Annotated in this window: 14 protein-coding genes and 1 tRNA gene; 2 read left to right on the forward strand and 13 right to left on the reverse strand. The window is 65.6% G+C overall.

The features are described 5' to 3' along the window. Positions 1-3,640 (forward strand): glutamate synthase large subunit (gene gltB, locus VJ811_RS02690; RefSeq protein WP_324070732.1); only part of this gene is annotated, 3,640 nt, incomplete at its 5' end. A gap of 223 nt (positions 3,641-3,863) precedes the next feature. On the opposite strand, the gene VJ811_RS02695 is transcribed toward gltB, so the two are convergent. Continuing rightward, positions 3,864-4,328 (reverse strand): hypothetical protein, encoded by a 465-nt coding sequence (locus VJ811_RS02695; RefSeq protein WP_324070733.1) that lies wholly within the window; start codon positions 4,326-4,328, stop codon positions 3,864-3,866. A gap of 141 nt (positions 4,329-4,469) precedes the next feature. Between VJ811_RS02695 and VJ811_RS02700 the strand changes: the two genes are divergently transcribed. Next, positions 4,470-4,556 (forward strand) — tRNA-Leu (locus VJ811_RS02700). Positions 4,557-4,913: 357 nt separating this feature from the next. On the opposite strand, the gene VJ811_RS02705 is transcribed toward VJ811_RS02700, so the two are convergent. The 12 genes from VJ811_RS02705 to VJ811_RS02760 all read right to left on the reverse strand — a co-directional run bounded on the left by VJ811_RS02705 (position 4,914) and on the right by VJ811_RS02760 (position 16,722). Then, positions 4,914-5,135, reverse strand: coding sequence for a DUF2274 domain-containing protein (locus tag VJ811_RS02705; protein ID WP_324070734.1), 222 nt, complete (start codon positions 5,133-5,135; stop codon positions 4,914-4,916). Between the two features lie 10 nt (positions 5,136-5,145). Further along, entirely contained in the window at positions 5,146-6,339 is a 1,194-nt protein-coding gene (locus tag VJ811_RS02710; protein ID WP_324070735.1) for a TrbI/VirB10 family protein, read from the reverse strand. Further along, entirely contained in the window at positions 6,336-7,265 is a 930-nt protein-coding gene (gene trbG / locus VJ811_RS02715) for a P-type conjugative transfer protein TrbG (RefSeq protein ID WP_324070737.1), read from the reverse strand. Before trbG ends, VJ811_RS02710 begins: the two co-directional genes overlap by 4 nt. Beyond that, complete coding sequence (trbF, locus tag VJ811_RS02720) at positions 7,262-8,074, reverse strand: conjugal transfer protein TrbF (protein ID WP_324070739.1); 813 nt, start codon at positions 8,072-8,074, stop codon at positions 7,262-7,264. The genes trbG and trbF overlap by 4 nt, the downstream gene beginning before the upstream one ends. Continuing rightward, entirely contained in the window at positions 8,074-9,375 is a 1,302-nt protein-coding gene (trbL, locus tag VJ811_RS02725; RefSeq protein WP_324070740.1) for a P-type conjugative transfer protein TrbL, read from the reverse strand. The genes trbF and trbL overlap by 1 nt, the downstream gene beginning before the upstream one ends. Before the next feature lie 115 nt (positions 9,376-9,490). Then, positions 9,491-10,237 (reverse strand): P-type conjugative transfer protein TrbJ, encoded by a 747-nt coding sequence (gene trbJ, locus VJ811_RS02730; protein WP_324070741.1) that lies wholly within the window; start codon positions 10,235-10,237, stop codon positions 9,491-9,493. A gap of 4 nt (positions 10,238-10,241) precedes the next feature. Next, positions 10,242-12,680, reverse strand: a complete 2,439-nt coding sequence (trbE, locus tag VJ811_RS02735) for a conjugal transfer protein TrbE (RefSeq protein ID WP_324070742.1) — start codon at positions 12,678-12,680, stop codon at positions 10,242-10,244. Then, positions 12,674-12,946 (reverse strand): VirB3 family type IV secretion system protein, encoded by a 273-nt coding sequence (locus VJ811_RS02740; RefSeq protein ID WP_324070743.1) that lies wholly within the window; start codon positions 12,944-12,946, stop codon positions 12,674-12,676. The genes trbE and VJ811_RS02740 overlap by 7 nt, the downstream gene beginning before the upstream one ends. After that, positions 12,943-13,278 carry a TrbC/VirB2 family protein gene (locus VJ811_RS02745; protein WP_414711905.1) on the reverse strand — a complete coding sequence of 112 codons (336 nt, stop codon included), beginning with the start codon at positions 13,276-13,278 and terminating at the stop codon, positions 12,943-12,945. The genes VJ811_RS02740 and VJ811_RS02745 overlap by 4 nt, the downstream gene beginning before the upstream one ends. Positions 13,279-13,280: 2 nt before the next feature. Next, positions 13,281-14,270 (reverse strand): P-type conjugative transfer ATPase TrbB, encoded by a 990-nt coding sequence (gene trbB, locus VJ811_RS02750; protein ID WP_324070745.1) that lies wholly within the window; start codon positions 14,268-14,270, stop codon positions 13,281-13,283. Beyond that, positions 14,267-14,683: a CopG family transcriptional regulator gene (locus tag VJ811_RS02755; protein WP_324070762.1), complete on the reverse strand. Its 417-nt coding sequence runs from the start codon at positions 14,681-14,683 to the stop codon at positions 14,267-14,269. The genes trbB and VJ811_RS02755 overlap by 4 nt, the downstream gene beginning before the upstream one ends. 2 nt (positions 14,684-14,685) lie before the next feature. Then, positions 14,686-16,722, reverse strand: coding sequence for a conjugal transfer protein TraG (locus VJ811_RS02760; protein WP_324070746.1), 2,037 nt, complete (start codon positions 16,720-16,722; stop codon positions 14,686-14,688). Positions 16,723-16,907 lie beyond the last annotated feature (185 nt).

Here is a 16,907-nt window from a genome sequence, read left to right on the forward strand (position 1 = left end):
CGCGGGCGCATCGGACACCGCCGCGCTCGACGCGGTGTTCGAGGCGCTGTGCCGCGCCGGCCGCGACGCGCCGACCGCGAAGCTGATCCTCGTCCCCGAGGCGTGGACGACCGAATGCGACGTCCCTGACAACCACCGCGCGATGTATTCGTACCTCGCCAGCGTGATGGAGCCGTGGGACGGCCCGGCCGCGCTCGCGATGACCGACGGCCGCTGGGCGGTCGCGGGCATGGACCGCAACGCGCTCCGCCCGCTGCGCTACACGCTTACCGCCGACAATCTGCTCGTCGTCGGCTCCGAAAGCGGCATGGTGCTGCTTCCCGAGGCGAGCGTGCGCAAGAAGGGCCGCCTTGGACCCGGCCAGATGATCGCGGTCGATCTCGACGACGGCACGCTGTACGAAGACCGCGCGATCAAGGACAGGATCGCCGACGCGCAGGATTATCCCTCGCGCGTCAAGGGCTTCCGCACGATGGCCGACCTGCCCAAGGGCGGCAAGGCGACGCTGCCTGGGTGGGACCGCGCCGAATTGCTCCGCCGTCAGGTTGCCGCCGGCCTGACGATGGAGGATATGGAGCTGATCCTGTCGCCGATGGTCGAGGATGCGAAGGAAGCGATCGGATCGATGGGCGACGATACGCCGCTCGCGGTCATCTCCGACAAGCCGCGCCACGTCGCGCAATTCTTCCGTCAGAATTTCAGCCAGGTCACCAACCCGCCGATCGACAGCTTGCGCGAACGGCATGTGATGAGCCTCAAGACCCGCTTCTCCAACCTGCACAATATCCTGGAGCAGGACGCGCAGAACAGCCATGTGCTGGTGCTGGATTCGCCGGTGCTGACCTCGGCCGAATGGGCGCGATTGAAGGCCCATTTCGGTCCGGCGGTCGCCGAAATCGACTGCACCTTCCCGGCCGAAGGCGGGCAGGAGCAGCTGCGCGCCGCCATCGCTCGCATCCGCGAGGAAGCCGAACAGGCCGTGCGCGAAGGCCGCACCGAGATCTTCCTGACCGACGAGCATGTGAGTGCGGACCGTGTCGCCATTGCCGGCGTGCTGGCGGCGGCGGCGGTGCACACGCATCTCGTCCGCAAGGGGCTGCGCAGCTACGCGTCGATCAACGTGCGCTGCGCCGAGGCGCTCGACACCCATTATTTCGCGGTGCTGGTCGGCGTAGGCGCGACTACGGTCAACGCCTATCTGGCCGAAGCGAGCATCGCCGACCGCCATGCCCGCGGCCTGTTCGGCGACCTGAGCTTCGACCAGTGCGTCGAACGCTTCCGCATCGCCATCAATGAAGGCCTGCTGAAGATCATGTCCAAGATGGGCATCGCGGTCATCAGCAGCTATCGCGGCGGCTATAATTTCGAAGCGGTGGGTCTGTCCCGCGCGCTCGTCAACGATCTCTTCCCCGGAATGCCGGCGAAGATTTCGGGTGAGGGCTATGCGTCGCTGCACCATAACGCCAAGCTGCGTCATGACGCTGCCTATGACGCCGCAGCCGTGCGCCTGCCGGTCGGGGGTTTCTACCGCCAGCGCAACGGCGGCGAGAGCCATGCCTATTCGGCGCAGCTGATGCACCTGCTGCAAAGTTCGGTCGCGACCGACAGCTATTCGACCTATCTGCAATTCTCGCGCGGCGTGCGCGACCTGCCGCCGGTCTATCTGCGCGACCTGCTGGAGTTCAACTTCGCCCGCGAGGCGGTGCCGATCGACGAGGTCGAGGCGACCACCGAGATCCGCAAGCGTTTCGTGACGCCGGGCATGTCGCTGGGCGCGCTCTCTCCGGAGGCGCATGAGACGCTGGCGATCGCGATGAACCGCATCGGTGCGAAGGCGGTGTCGGGCGAAGGCGGCGAGGACGAAAACCGCTTCAAGCCCTATGAGAATGGCGACAATGCGAACTCGGTGATCAAGCAGATCGCTTCGGGCCGCTTCGGCGTCCATGCGCAATATCTGGGCAGTGCCGAAGAAATCGAGATCAAGGTCGCGCAGGGCGCCAAGCCCGGCGAAGGCGGCCAGCTGCCCGGTTTCAAGGTGACGGAGTTCATCGCCAAGCTGCGCCATTCGACGCCCGGCGTGACGCTGATCTCACCGCCGCCGCATCATGACATCTATTCGATCGAGGATCTCGCGCAGCTCATCTATGACTGCAAGCAGATCAACCCGCGCGCGCGCGTCTGCGTGAAGCTGGTCAGCCAGGCGGGCATCGGCACGGTCGCGGCGGGCGTCGCGAAGGCGCATGCCGACGTCATCCTGGTCGCGGGCCATGTCGGCGGCACCGGCGCCAGCCCACAGACCTCGATCAAATATGCCGGCACGCCCTGGGAAATGGGGCTTTCCGAAGCGAACCAGGTGCTGACGCTCAACGGCCTGCGTCACCGGGTGAAGCTGCGCACCGACGGCGGCCTCAAGACCGGCCGCGACATCGTGATCGCGGCGATCCTGGGCGCCGAGGAGTTCGGCATCGGCACGCTGAGCCTTGTGGCGATGGGCTGCATCATGGTGCGCCAGTGCCACAGCAACACCTGCCCCGTGGGCGTATGCGTGCAGGATGAAAAGCTGCGCCAGAAGTTCACCGGCACGCCGGAGAAGGTCATCAACCTGATGACCTTCATCGCAGAGGAAGTGCGCGAGATCCTCGCGCGCCTGGGCTATCGCAGCCTGGACGAGGTGATCGGGCGGACGGAATTGCTCAAGCAGGTCAATCGCGGCGCCGAGCATCTCGACGACCTCGACCTGAACCCGATCCTCGCCAAGGTGGACGCGCCCGACGATCAGCGCCGCTTCAGCCTGACGCAGTGGCGCAACGAGGTGCCCGACAGCCTGGACGCGCAGATGATGCGCGATGCCAAGGCCGTCTTCGAACGGGGTGAGAAGATGCAGCTGACCTACACGGTCCGCAACACGCATCGCGCCGTCGGCACGCGCCTATCGGCCGCCGTTACCGAGCGGTTCGGCATGTCGACGCTGGCGGACGGCCATCTGACCGTGCGTCTGCGTGGGTCAGCCGGCCAGTCGCTGGGCGCCTTCCTGTGCAAGGGCATCACGCTGGAAGTCTTCGGCGACGCCAACGACTATGTCGGCAAGGGCCTGTCGGGCGGCACCATCGTCGTGCGCACGACCGTGTCAAGCCCGCTGTCGAGCAAGGACAACACCATCATCGGCAACACCGTCCTCTACGGCGCGACGGCGGGCAAGCTGTTCGCCGCGGGCCAGGCGGGTGAACGCTTCGCCGTCCGCAACTCGGGCGCGCAGGTGGTGGTCGAAGGCTGCGGCGCCAATGGCTGCGAATATATGACCGGCGGCACGGCCGTCATTCTGGGCAAGACGGGCGCCAATTTCGGCGCGGGCATGACCGGCGGCATGGCCTTCATCCTCGACGAGGACGGCAGCTTCGCGCAGCGTGCCAACCCGGAAAGCATCGTGTGGCAGCGGCTGGACAGCGCCCATTGGGAAGCGCAGCTCAAAGCGCTCATCGCCGAGCATGCGGTGGCGACCGACAGCAAATGGTCGAACACCATCCTTGACGATTGGGATCGCTGGCGCCGCTATTTCTGGCAGGTCTGTCCCAAGGAAATGGTGCACCGCCTGACGCACCCGCTAAGCGACGCTCAGGCAGAGGTCGTGGCAGCGGAGTAAGGGATTGACGGGGATTGGTGCTCCTGCGCAGGCAGGAGCCCAGTTCCGCCGTATCAACTGGGCTCCTGCCTGCGCAGGAGCACGCTGTGCTTAGAGTAGGATGACTTTACCTTGATCCGTTCGTTTCGAGCGAAGTCGAGAAACGGAAGCGCAGTTCTTGCTGTTTCTCGACTTCGCTCGAAACGAACGGAGGCAACTTGAATCCATCTAACGTCATCCCGCTCTAGGGGTAGCTTGATGCCGCGCCACCTGCGTCGGCTAGGCTGCTCTGGCCCTGCGCTGATTGCGGCGAACTCACTTCGCCCGCGGCAAAGCGCTCGACATTGGCCGGAAGCTGAACCGGCGGGGGCGATGGATCGCTTTGCGCCAGCAGATCCTCCGGCGGCGGATGATCCCGTGCCGCGTAATCCCGTACCACCGGATCGTCATAACCGTCCCAGCCCCCCATCATCGCGGCCATCTGCCGCTGCACCAAGGTGGGGCCGCAGCCCTTGCAATTTATTTTTGTCGGGCCGGTCAGGCTGGCCATGTCCACCGGCGCCTCTTCGCTCCCGCTGGCCGGCACGCTATCTTCATAGTCGCTCATCGCCACACGCGGCGTGGTCGTGGCGTAAAGGCCCAAGCCCAGCCCGCCCACGAGGGCCGCCCCGGCGCTTGCCATGCTGAACAACCGGAATCGGGCGGACATGCCGGCCTGCTCCTTCTTCGGTCTTTCCCCCTCGCACGGAAAAGGAAACGCGCATCACGATCGGTTGTTGCATGGGGCCAAAGCCTTTGCTAAGGGCCGCCTCCTACCAAGGCACCGGCCCCGCCGGTTCCCGGAAAATGTGCGGTCGTGGCGGAATTGGTAGACGCGCAACGTTGAGGTCGTTGTGGCCGAAAGGCCGTGGAAGTTCGAGTCTTCTCGACCGCACCAATATCCTTTGAAAACAAAGGATAATTTCGGGGGTTTGGCACAGTTTGGCACACTGCCATTCCCCGAACATGCTGTGAAGCGTTCCAAAATCGAGATGAATGAAAGGGCTGATCCGGGCCTGATAACTTACCGGATTATGCGTGGGCGCCCCCCGCGACCTATCGGCAAATCGCTGCTGACCCTTGCCCACTCCCGAGCGACCTCGGGTAGCCACCTAGGTCGCGCCAGCACCGCGACGCGCGGCGGTAGCTTTTCGGGGCATTGCGATACCATCCGACAGATGGTGCTTTCGGAATAGCCCAGGAACTTTGCTAACTCCCTCGGCGTCCAGAGGTGATCCTCCTCCGTCATCGAGCCCTAATCTTCGGCAGACTTGCGTGCCTTCAAAAACCCTCGATCACCTTCGAGGAATGCCGTCAGCATCGCGGGCACAAGGTCGGTAATAGCCTCCTCCCGGCCGTAAGCCTCGGCATAAAGGGCGGCATATTGTTGTAGCATCTGGTGAAGGTCAGGCGTGACTGCGATAGCGAGTTTGATCGGCGTCCGATCTGGGAGCTTCGCCAGCTTCAATTCGGGCATCGGATGACTCCTATTCGCGCCACGGAGCAAGGATGAGATCCTTGTGAACGACAAGCCTGATGGTTGCGCCTGGTCGGATCGTGATCGTCGGCTGGATATTGAGGGTTCGCGAGGTCAGCTGATCGCCCGCCCGCGACACATTTTGCTGCGTCGACTCCCGGATGGCCTGGACCAGATCGCTCTCGCCGGTGATGGTCATCTCCGATCCGGCGCCGAGTAATGTTGCAAGCGCGACGCCCTTGAGCAGCGCCCAGGTGTGGAAATCGACCTTGTCCTGAAGGCCGGCGTAGCCCGATGCATCCGTCGCAGGCACATTGTCGATCCGCAGCGAGCTGCCATCGGGCAACATGATCCGCTGCCAGATGACCAGCGCGCGCTTCTGACCAAAGGCAACAACGCTATCGTAGCTGCCGATCAGCCGCGAGCCTTGGGGGATCAGGAGGATACGCCCGGTTGGACTGTCGAACACTGGGCTGGTTACCTGCGCCGTCACAAGGCCGGGCAAGTCGGACCGAAGCCCCGTGATCAGGCTCGCCGAGATCACACTCCCCGCGGAGAGCAGGTACGGCGAAGGTGCTGCGGCAAGCGTGTGCGGATTGACGTCGCCACTTTGATCGAGCGTGCCAACGAATTGGGCCTTTCGCCCCTGCGCGTTCGGATCACGATCCGGATCGAGTGCCGGGCTGGCCGCTCCTGTCGATGCCGGGGCTGAGATCGCCGTGGCCTCGGTTGCCGTTGTGGGCTCCGATGTCGTGCGCCCCTGGACCAGGACACCGGACTCTCGCGCGGCCTTCAGTTCCGCAAGCCGGCGTTCGCGTTCCTGCGCCGCCGCCTGGCTGGCGGCATCCACGCTCGAACCGGTCTCCGCAGCCATCTGACGCTGGTGCTCGAGAATTGGCCGACCGAGGTCCCCCGGTAGCGGCGGGCCGAGTTTGGGAACATCGCCGTAGGTCGACGGCAAACCGTTCAGCGAGTCCGTCGAGGGCCGATTGCTCGGCTCGGACAGTTCCTGCCGCTCGGCTATCGAGCCGAACACGCGCGGTTTGAGGGCGACCCAGGCGACCGCCATCAGGCTGATCGAACCCAGCGCGGCAATGGCGACGATGACGCCCCGGCGAAAGCGGATGGCGCGCGCCGGTCTTGCCCGGATCGCCAGCGTCTCCGGATCCACTTTCGGGGCGGGCGCGATACCGGCCTCGGTCATGAGCGCTTGCCCTTTCGGGCCTGACGACCTTCGGCGACACGAGTGATGCGAACGATCTGCTGCTTCTTCGTGCCGAGCCGGAGCTCAGCCGCATCGAATATCCGATCGACGACATAATAGCGGCCCCGGACGCGATAATTGACGAGCTCGGCTTCGCCGGTCGGCCCGACGATGAAGAGCGGCGGTGCGTCGCCGACCGCAAGGTTGGCGGGAAACTCGATGAAGGTCTGCCGGCCGTCGTCGAAGGCGCGCAGTGGCCGCCATGCTGGCTGGTCACCGCTCACCGTGTAATTGAAATGCAGATTGTCGACCGCGAGCCCTTCCGAGATCGGCGCCGCTGCGGCTGCCTGCTCGGCGGCACGTCTGAGCGCAATCAGCTGATCGGCGGGATAGGTCCAGGACAGCGCGGCCATGGCGGTGCGCGACGTGGCGGTGAGCTGAAGATGATAGCTGCGGCGATCGGTTGTGATGATGATGTTCGTCGCAAGCCCCGAGGCGAACGGCTTCACCAATATATGCGTCCGCTTGTCCGCACCGGCCCCGCTCGTCGTGTCGCCAATGACCCAACGGACCGTGTCGCCTGCGGCGACCGCCACAAGATTTTCTCCCGGTTGCAAGGCAATGTCGGTGACGGCGCCGGGCGCGGTATAGACTTGGTAGATCGCGCCCTCGCTGAAGGGATAGATCTGCACCGCGTTGACAAAGGCTTGTGCCGTGGGCTCCTGCGTTGCTGCGCGATTGGCAGCGGCTACGCGCGCGACTGCCGGGCTGACGGGCTTTCTGACCAGCGGATGACGGACGGACGGTTTCGAAGCCGATTGCTTGTCGGCAGCCGCCGGCGCTGCCGGTGGGGGTGCCGCGGCATTCTGGGCGGCGGCGGACGTGACGCAAAGGGCCAACGCCGATGCGGCAAGGATCATCTTCATGGACGGGTCTCCGTGCTAGGCTGCGCGGGCGCAGCGAGGTTAGGATCGAGCGGCGATCCGAGCGGCAGGGCGGCGGGCACCGGCGGCCTGGAGGTCGTCGTCGCGGATGGGCGCGGCTGCTGTGGCGGATCGAGCTCGCGGCTCCAGTCGACCGCGTCGACATAGACACCGAGCGGATTCCGACGGAGCGTGTCGGCATCGCTCGGCGGCTTCATCGCGACCGTCAGGATCGCGGTCCAATGGGACATCCCCGCTTCGGCTCCGCGCTCATAGGCGGTTTCGGTCCATTTGACCTGGAACGAGCGATCGGACGCGCGCACCACGCTGGTGACCTGCACAGAAACCGTCTTCTCGCCGATATTGGCGAAGGGATCGGCGCCGCGCGCGTAGTCGCCGAGGAACTGGGCGCCCCGCTTGGTTGTGAAGTCATAGGCCTCGAGCCAGTTCTGCCGTGTCAGGACTGGATCGAGCGATCGGCCCCGAACATGTGCGATGAAGTGCGACAGGTGCCACGCGATCTGGGGATCGGTCGGGTGATAGCCAGCCTCCGCTTCGGTGATCGCGCGTGCCTCGCCGAGCCGATCGACCTCGACGACATAGGGCGTCACCCGACTTTGCATCGACTGCCAGACGACACCTGCGGACAGGCCGCCGGTTAGCACCAAGCAACCGAACGCCATCAGCCGCCAGTTTCGTGCCTGTACTCGCGCGGAGCCGATGCGTTCATCCCAGATTTGACCTGCACGCTGGTACGGCGTCTCGGGCTCCGGGGTTCGTCCATAGCGCTGGACGGCGCGCTTGAAGATCATCAGTCGTCCCTTTCCTTGATGTCGGGGGTGGCGGAGGCGCCGCCGCGATCGCCTTGCTGAAGGGTGTGAAGGGCGATCTGACGGTGGTGACGGGCCGTCTGTTGATTGCGCATCGCGCGTGCCCAGCCGGGAGCGCCATCGTCAGCGGCGGACTGCGACGCGCCGTCGCCGGCCGTGCGGTTGAGCGCGTTCCACGCGGCCGCGCGACCTCGTGACGCCGCCTCGCGGAGACCGAAGGCATTGGAGACGCGATCGCGCGCTGCATTGCCCGCTGCGCGCGCCACACCGCTCATTCCCGCGCTCATCGTCGGTGCTGCGGCTGTTTCCTTGCCAAGGGTATAGGCGGTCGAGGCGGCCGATCCCATCGAAGTGCCGGCACGAACCGCGCCGAGTGCAGCGCCACCGAGCGTGCGTGCGCCTCCAACGGCCGCACCGCCGGCGAGCATGGTGATTCCGGCGGCGCCGACAGTTGTGCCAAGCGCAGCACCAGCGCCCAATTGCGGAGCGCCCGAGACCAGGCCCGACGCGATGCCGGGGCCGAAGATGCCGAGGCCGAAGATGGTCAGGCTGGCGAGCGTCAGGCTCATGGCCTGTGCGATGTCGGGCTCTTGGCCCTGCAATGCGTTGGTGAATTCGGTGAAGAAGTTCGAGCCGATGCCGACGATAACGGCGAGCACCATCACCTTGATGCCGGACGACACGACATTGCCGAGCACGCGCTCGGCAAGGAAGCTGGTCCGGTTCCAGAGCGCGAACGGCACGAGGATGAAGCCGGCCAGTGAGGTCAGCTTGAACTCGATGATCGTCACGAACATCTGCACCGCGAGGATGAAGAAGGTGATGATCACGATCGCCCACGCGAAGAGCAGCACGGCGATCGTCAGGAAATTGTCGAAGAAGGTCGTGAACCCCATCAACTGCGACACCTGCTGGAGCAGCGGCCACGCGGCCGAGAAGCCGGTGCCGGCAAGTCGCCCGGGCTTGAGAAGATCGGCGGCGGTCAACGTGCCACCGCCCGCGGTAAGACCTGCCTGCGCGAAGGAGCGAAAGATGATGTCGCCGAGCGTCGAGAAGCTGTTCAGGATGAATGCGAACGCGCCGATGTAGAGGATCTTCTTCAGGAAGCGACCGATGACGTTGTCCTCGCCGCCAAGCGCCCAGAAGAGCCCGGCCAGGGTGATGTCGATGCCGATCAGCGTGACGGTGAGGAAGCGGACATCACCGCCCAGCAGCCCGAAGCCGGCGTCGATGTAAGTGATGAACGCCTGCATGAAGCGGTCGATGACATTAAGATCGTTCACGTCGGACAAGTCCTGCGAGAGGAGAGATGCCGCGGGGCGAGACCGGGGGAGCGAAGCCCCGCCCCGCGGCGGACGGCGACGGGAGGCGGGCCGCCGCCGCCCCGACCGGCCAGGCCTACTGGGGGGTGTAGGCTGTGCCGGAACCGAGGAACTTGGTGGTCGCTGCCTGGGCGTCGATCTGTGCCTGCGCCTCTCGGGCGCGTTCGATCGTCTCGGCGCGATATTGCGCGGCCATCATGTTCTGGATCTGGAATTGCTGCTTGGCGGAAAGCGCGAGCAGCTGATTGGTCGCCTGTTGTGCCTGCAGCGCCCCTTCGGCGCCCTGGCTCTTGGCGACGATCGATGCCAGCGTCTGCGCATCGGTCTGGACGTTTTCCGCGACCTGCGCCTGTACCGTCATGGTGTGCTGGTATGCGGTCATCGCCGTATCGAGGCGGCCGCGCGCCGCGATCACCTGGTCGTTCAGCCGAAGCGCTTGTCCGAAGCTTTGCGGGAAGAGCTGGCGGAACTGCTGGTCGAGTCCAGAAGCCTGTAACCTGATGCCCTGCGCCTGGCCCATCAGTCGGTCGATCTGCTGGAGCGTCTGCGTCAGCGCCTGCAGCTCGGGGAAGTCGATCCGCGTCAGGTTCTTGGCCTGGTTGATCAGGCTCTGCGCCTGATTCTGGAGCGACTGGATCTGGTTGTTTATCTGCGTCAGCGTCCGCGCAGCGGTCAGCAGGTTCTGGCTGTAATTGCTCGGATCGAACACCGTCAGCTGCGCGTGGGCCGGCGTCGTCGTCAGGCTCAGGCCGATGGCGAGCGAGCCGGCGGCGCTCAGACCGAGCGCGCTCGCGATCAGATATTTGCGGGTGAGGAAGCGCATCACATTACTCCTTTGCTTGGGGGGCGGGGAAATCGGGGAGAAGGTCGGCGGCCCAATCGAGGCCGGCGGCGCTCAGGAACCGCGCGGCGAAATCCGCTTGACCGCCGTCGGCGATCATCGCGTCGATCCGCGTCTGGGTGGCCGGATCGGAGGCGCCGCACAGCGCCAGCGCGACCGGCCCAAGGCCAAGCTCGAAGAGCCGGTTGCCACGCGCGGATTGCAGATAATATTGCCGCTTGGGGCTCGCGCGGCTGACCAGCTCGATCTGCCGGTCGTTCAGGCCGAACCGCTCATAAGCCTCGCGGCTCTGCGGTTCGATCGCGCGGTCGTTGGGCAGCAGGATGCGCTGCGGGCAGCTCTCGATGATGGCCGGCGCGATGCTGCTCGACGCGATGTCGGCCAGGCTCTGGGTGGCGAACAACACCGCGACATTCTTCTTGCGCAGCACCTTCAGCCATTCGCGGATGCGCGCGGCGAACAGCGGATTATCGAGGAAGATCCACGCCTCGTCGAGGATCAGCAGTGTCGGTCGCCCATCGAACCGCTCTTCGAGCCGGTGGAAGAGATAGGTCAGCACCGGCGCGACCACGCCCGCTTGCCCCATCAGCGCCTCGGTCTCGAAGCATTGGACATCGGCAAAGGCGAATTGCTGTTCGGCAGCGTCGAGCAGCCGGCCGTAGGGACCATCGAGCGTGTAGGCGCCAAGCGCAGTTCGAAGCGCATTCGACTGGAGCAGCAAGGTTAGGCCAGTCAGCGTGCGCTCTTCCGCCGGCGCGGACGCCAGACTGCCGAGCGCGGACCAGACCGCATCCTTGACCTCGGGAGTGACGGCGACCTTCTCGTGAGCGAGCAGTGCGGCAATCCATTCGGCCGCCCAGCTCCGCTCCGTGGCATCATCGATCCGGCGAAGTGGCTGGAACGCCAGGGTCTCTCCCGCGTCGGCTCCCAAGCCGAGCGCGTGATGCGCGCCGCCCATCGCCAGCACCGCGGCGCGTGCGGAGAATCCCTTGTCGAATATGTAGACCTGCGAGTCCGCGTAGCGCCGGAATTGAAGCGCGATCAGGGCGAGCAGGACGGACTTGCCGGCGCCGGTCGGCCCGACCACGAGCATGTGACCGACGTCGCCGACATGGGTCGACAGGCGGAATGGTGTCGAACCGGCGGTGCTGGCTTGGAGCAGCGGAGGCCCGTCGAGATGGACGTTGCGCGCCGGTCCCGCCCAGACCGATGACAGCGGCATCAGATGGGCCAGGTTCAGCGTGTGAACGAGCGGCTGCCGGATGTTGGCATAGGTCTGACCGGGCAGCGACGAGAGCCACGCCTCAACGGCGTTCACGCCCTCGCGGATTGTCGTGAACCCCAGCCCGTTGACGATCCGCTCGACCTGGCGGACCTTGTCCTCCACCCCCGAGCGATCGGTGTCGGTTACCGTGATCGTCGTCGTCAGATATCCAAACGCGACATGGTCGCCGCCTAGAACCTGCAGCGCGAGGTCGGCATCGACCACCTTGTTGTCGGCGTCGGTGTCGAGCAGCTGCGAGGGCTGGTTGTACATGATCTCGCGCAGCAGCGCGGTGATCGACTTGCGCTTGTTGAACCACTGACGGCGCAGCTTGGTCAGCGCCTTGGTCGCATCGCTCTTGTCGAGCGCGATGAAGCGCGTCACCCAGCGATAGGCGAAGTCCTGATGGTTGAGTGCGTCGAGAATGCCGGGACGGCTCATGCTCGGAAAGCCAAGCACGGTCAGCGTGCGGATGTGCTCGTCGCCGAGCCTTGGCTCGAGGCCGCCGGTGAGCGGTGTGTCGGTGAGCAGCGCGTCGAGATAGATTGGTGTCTCCGGGACGGCGACACGATGCCGGCGTGACGAAATCGTCCCGTGCAGAAACGTCAACGTCTCCGCGTCATCGAGCGCCCGCACCTCGGGCATGAAGCTCGCAAGCAGGTCGAGCGCGCGATCACTCTCGGCGATGAAGCTGGAAAGTGCGCCATGCCAGTCGCGACCTTTGTCGGCGTCCGGACGTTCGACCAGCGACCGCCCAGCCGCCTCGGCACTGTCCGGCGTCGGGAGCCACGTCAGCGTCAGATAGTAGCGGCTCTCGTAATGCTCGCCCTCGGCCATGAAGTTGGCGGACCGTTCCTGATCGACCAGCCAGGATGCCGCGTCGGAAAAGGCGCTGTCGAGATAAGCGGACGCCTCGCGCCGTTCCGCTTCGAAGAACAAGGCCCAGCCGGTGCCGAAGCGCTTGAGCACATTGTTGGCCCGCGCACAGGCGGAGATCAGCTCGGCTTCCGTGGCGGACTCGAGATCGGGACCGCGGAACCGCAGAGTGCGCTGGAAGCTGCCATCCTTGTTGAGGATGACGCCGGCCGCGATCAGCGCCGCCCACGGAAGATGGTCCGCGAGTCGGTCGGAACGGTGGCGGTATTCGGCAAGATTCAGCACGAGAAATAGCCCTTCTGGCGGAGGTGGCGGATAAGCACGGGTGCGAAATCAGGGTCGCGGCGCGCGGCGAACACGGCGATGCTGTGCCCGACCGCCCAGAGCACCAGGCCGGCAATCCATTGCTGGAGGCCAAGCCCGACCGCCGCCGCGATCGTGCCGTTGACGATCGCGATCCCGCGCGGTGCGCCGCCGAGCAGGATCGGCGATCCGAGGCTCCCGTGGATGGGAGCCTCGTAGCCTTCCAGATGCTGGCCGGTACCGATCACGCGATCAGCGCTCCGCCGCCGAAGCTGAAGAAGCTGAGGAAGAAGCTCGACGCCGCAAACGCGATCGACAGCCCGAACACGATCTGGATCAGCCGCCGGAAGCCACCGCTGCTTTCGCCAAATGCCAGAGTCAGGCCGGTGACGATGATGACGATGACGGCGACGATCTTGGCGACCGGCCCCTGTACCGATTCCAGCACCTGCTGGAGCGGCTGTTCCCAGGGCATTCCCGACCCTGCCGCCTCAGCGGAATTGGTGACGGCGAGGGTCAGGCCGATGGCGGCGCCGACGAGGAAAGTCGAGCTGCGGGACGGTATCTTGGCAAGTTGCACAATCATTCTCCTTGGGGGTTGGCGGGGTTGAGGAGGTCGGCGACCGCGTAACTTCCGGTGTCCGGGTCGAGCCCGGCGACGCGCGCAATGCTGGCGATCCGGCGCTGAAGGCCGCGGCCGGAGATGAAGACGATGATGTCGATGGCCTCGGCGATCAGCCGGCGCGGCACGGTGACCACCGCTTCCTGCACCAGGCCTTCAATGCGATAGAGCGCCGACATCGCGCTATTGGCGTGGACGGTGGCGATGCCGCCCGGGTGCCCGGTATTCCAGGCCTTGAGCATATCGAGCGCTTCGGGGCCGCGAACCTCGCCGACGATGATGCGGTCGGGACGCAGCCGCAGCGTCGAGCGGACCAGGTCCGCCATCGTCACAATGCCGGGCCGAGTACGCAGCGCGACCGTGTCGGCTGCCGGGCTCTGCAGTTCGCGCGTGTCCTCGATAAGGATGACGCGCTCGTCGACCCACGCCATCTCGGCGAGTAGCGCGTTGGCAAGTGTGGTCTTGCCCGAGCTCGTGCCGCCAGCGACCAGGATATTGTAACGCTGGGTGACACAGGCCTTCAGCCGATCGGCGGCGGCCTGCGCCATGATGCCGTCGGCGACATAGTCGTCGAGGCTGTAAAGCCGTTCGGCGGGCTTGCGGATCGAGAAGCAAGGCGCGGTCGATACGGGCGGCAACACCCCTTCGAACCGTTCGCCAGCGCGGCCATCGATATGGGGCGGCAGCTCAGCTGACACGATCGGCGCATCGCCATGGACTTCGGCGCGCGCGTGCGACGCGACGAGGCGAATGATCCGCTCGACCTGCGCGCCATCCATGCGGACAGTGGTATCAGTGCGGCCTTCGCCGAGCCGATCGAGCCGCAGCGCCCCGTCGGGGTTGACCATGATCTCGATGACGCGGGGATCGGCAAGCGCTTCGGCGATTGCCGGCCCCATCGCCGTGCGCAGCATCGCGCGGCGGCGTTCCGCGGAAATGCCGGCGGTCACTGGCCGGACTCCACGGCGCCGGCGAACCCGTCGGCGATTGTCCGCCGTCCGGCAGCGACTTGCCTGCCGACCTGCGCGATGAACGCCTCGAACCGCTTGGCCGCGAGGGCGCGACCCGCATGATCGTTCTCGGCGAGCGGCGCCTGGATCGCCAGCTCGTACCGAACGAAAAGCGCCAGCGTCTCGATCTGGATATGACCGTCGCGCTCGAGCCGGCCGATCGCTGCCGTCATGCGATCGAGCCGGAGGGCGAACCTGTCTTCGAGCTCTGACGCGCCGCGCCGGTTCAGCCAGGCGGTGACGGCGTCGGTCAGGATCGCCGACTTGGATGCGCCCGGCTTCGCGGCCAGGGCTTCAAGACGGTCGCTAACCGGCTTGGGGAGGAATAGTTGGTGACGGACTTTCTCGACCATCATCACAGGTCCAGCTGCAGGTCGCCGGGCCGATGATCAGCGGCGTCGATCGCGTAGACGGTGCGTGCCGTGCCCAGTGCGCGCGCCTGATCCATGGCGCGCTGGTCGGCTGCGACATCATCGTCATCCGCACCAAGACCGAGCGGGTCGGCAGTTGTCGGATCGGGCGCCGACGGACGATCAAGTTCCTGGCCGGGATGACGGGCCTGTTCGAGCCCGCCGCCGTTGTCGTTCCCATCCTCATCGCTCGCGGCGCCGAGACGCGCATCGGTCCCGCGGACGATGCCGGCCCAGTCATCCGGCCGCGATGCCGGTCGATCGACATAATCGCCGGCAGCAAGAGCCGGTGGCGGCAATACGCGCGCCTTGAACGCCCTGTCCTCGAAATAGCGCAGTTTTGTTGCCCGGATCGGCGGTGTGCCGGCGACGAGAACCAACTCATCGGTCGCGGGCAGTTGCATGACCTCGCCCGGCGTCAGCAGCGCGCGAGCGGTCTCCTGGCGGCTGACCATGACATGGGCAAGCCAGGGAGCGAGACGATGTCCGGCATAGTTGCGCATAGCGCGCTGCTCGGTCGCGGTCCCGAGGGCATCGGAAATGCGCTTCGCGGTCCGCTCGTCGTTGGTCGCGAACGCCACTCGAACGTGGCAGTTGTCGAGAATGGCGTTGTGCTCGCCGTAAGCCTTCTCGATCTGGTTGAGGCTCTGGGCGATCAGGAAGGCGCGCACGCCATAACCAGCGAGGAACGCCAGGCTCGTCTCGAAGAAGTCGAGGCGGCCGAGCGCCGGGAACTCGTCGAGCATCATCAGCAGCTTGTGCCGAGCGGCCGCGTTAGTGCCGTGCTCGGCGTGCAGGTGTTCCGTCAGCCGGCGCCCTATCTGGTTGAGCACGAGACGGATCAGCGGCTTGGTCCGGCTGATGTCCGAGGGCGGCACCACCAGGTAGAGCGAGACCGGCGACTTGCCTTCGACGAGATCGGCGATCCGCCAGTCGCAGCGCGACGTGACCGTCGCGACCGTCGGGTCGCGATAGAGGCCAAGGAACGACATCGCCGTCGACAGGACGCCGGACCGCTCGTTCTCGGACTTGTTGAGCACCTCGCGCGCGGCCGATGCGACAACCGGATGGACGACCGGCGCTTCGGCGGTGCCGAGATGGTTGGTCGTCATCATCCGCCGCAACGTGGCGGTGAACGGGCGCTGGGGATCGGACAGGAAGGACGCGACGCGGGCGAGCGTCTTCTCTTCCTCGGCGTAGAGAATGTGAAGGATGGCGCCGACCAACAGCGAGTGACTGGTCTTTTCCCAATGGTTGCGACGCTCCAGCGCGCCTTCGGGATCGACGAGAATGTCCGCAATATTCTGAACGTCGCGGACCTCTTCAATACCGCGGCGAACTTCGAGCAGGGGATTGTAGCGCGCAGACCGCGCGTCGGTCGGATTAAACAGCAGACAGTGCGAGAAGCGCTGGCGCCAGCCGGCGGTCAACTGCCAGTTCTCACCCTTGATGTCATGGATGACGGCCGACCCGGACCAGCCCAGCAAAGTTGGAACAACCAGGCCCACGCCTTTGCCGCTCCGGGTCGGGGCAAACGCCATGATATGTTCGGGACCGTCGTGCCGAAGATAGCGCGGCCCGGTCCGGCCAAGGAAAACGCCAGCTTCCGTGAGAAGCCCGGCCATGCGGATATCCTTGGCGGTTGCCCAGCGGGCGGATCCGTAGGTGGTGACGTTCCGCCGCTGCCGGGCGCGCCACAAAGACCCGAAGATCGCTGCGGCGCATCCGATCAGGCCGCTCGCCGCTGCGATCGCGCCCGCTTCTTCGAAAATCGTCGGTGCGTAAGCCTCGAACGAGAACCACCAGCCGAACAAGGCCCAGGGGGAATAAATCGGACGCCCGAAGGCGACGAACCAAGGCAGGCCAAGTTCGGGCTGGTAGGCAAGCTCGGCGGCAGCCCATTGGGTTGCGAACCACACGCCCGCCAGCACGATGGCGAACACGACAATGATCTGTCCGATGAGTAATTTGGTCGGGGTCATGCGGGCCTCCGCCCGCACGAGAATCAGTCTGCGCGGGCTCAGCCGCTAGATTCGGCGATCACGCTGCTCTTCGTCAGAGCCCGTCTGGGGCCGCCAGATACCTTTCTGCGGAATCTCGGTCGCCGGAGTCTTCGCCCGCATCCGAGACTCTCGCTCGCGGGCTGGCTCCTAGCCTCTCGCCCGCA

It is taken from the genome of Sphingopyxis sp. (assembly GCF_035250425.1).
GTDB lineage: Bacteria > Pseudomonadota > Alphaproteobacteria > Sphingomonadales > Sphingomonadaceae > Sphingopyxis.

What these genes read in the sequence shown, in the direction of transcription:
- VJ811_RS02695 (WP_324070733.1), bottom strand. Translation starts at nt 4,328, where the DNA reads ATGTCCGCCCGATTCCGGTTGTTCAGCATGGCAAGCGCCGGGGCGGCC.
- VJ811_RS02705 (WP_324070734.1), bottom strand. Translation starts at nt 5,135, where the DNA reads ATGCCCGAATTGAAGCTGGCGAAGCTCCCAGATCGGACGCCGATCAAA.
- VJ811_RS02710 (WP_324070735.1), bottom strand. Translation starts at nt 6,339, where the DNA reads ATGACCGAGGCCGGTATCGCGCCCGCCCCGAAAGTGGATCCGGAGACG.
- trbG (WP_324070737.1), bottom strand. Translation starts at nt 7,265, where the DNA reads ATGAAGATGATCCTTGCCGCATCGGCGTTGGCCCTTTGCGTCACGTCC.
- trbF (WP_324070739.1), bottom strand. Translation starts at nt 8,074, where the DNA reads ATGATCTTCAAGCGCGCCGTCCAGCGCTATGGACGAACCCCGGAGCCC.
- trbJ (WP_324070741.1), bottom strand. Translation starts at nt 10,237, where the DNA reads ATGCGCTTCCTCACCCGCAAATATCTGATCGCGAGCGCGCTCGGTCTG.
- VJ811_RS02755 (WP_324070762.1), bottom strand. Translation starts at nt 14,683, where the DNA reads ATGGTCGAGAAAGTCCGTCACCAACTATTCCTCCCCAAGCCGGTTAGC.
- VJ811_RS02760 (WP_324070746.1), bottom strand. Translation starts at nt 16,722, where the DNA reads ATGACCCCGACCAAATTACTCATCGGACAGATCATTGTCGTGTTCGCC.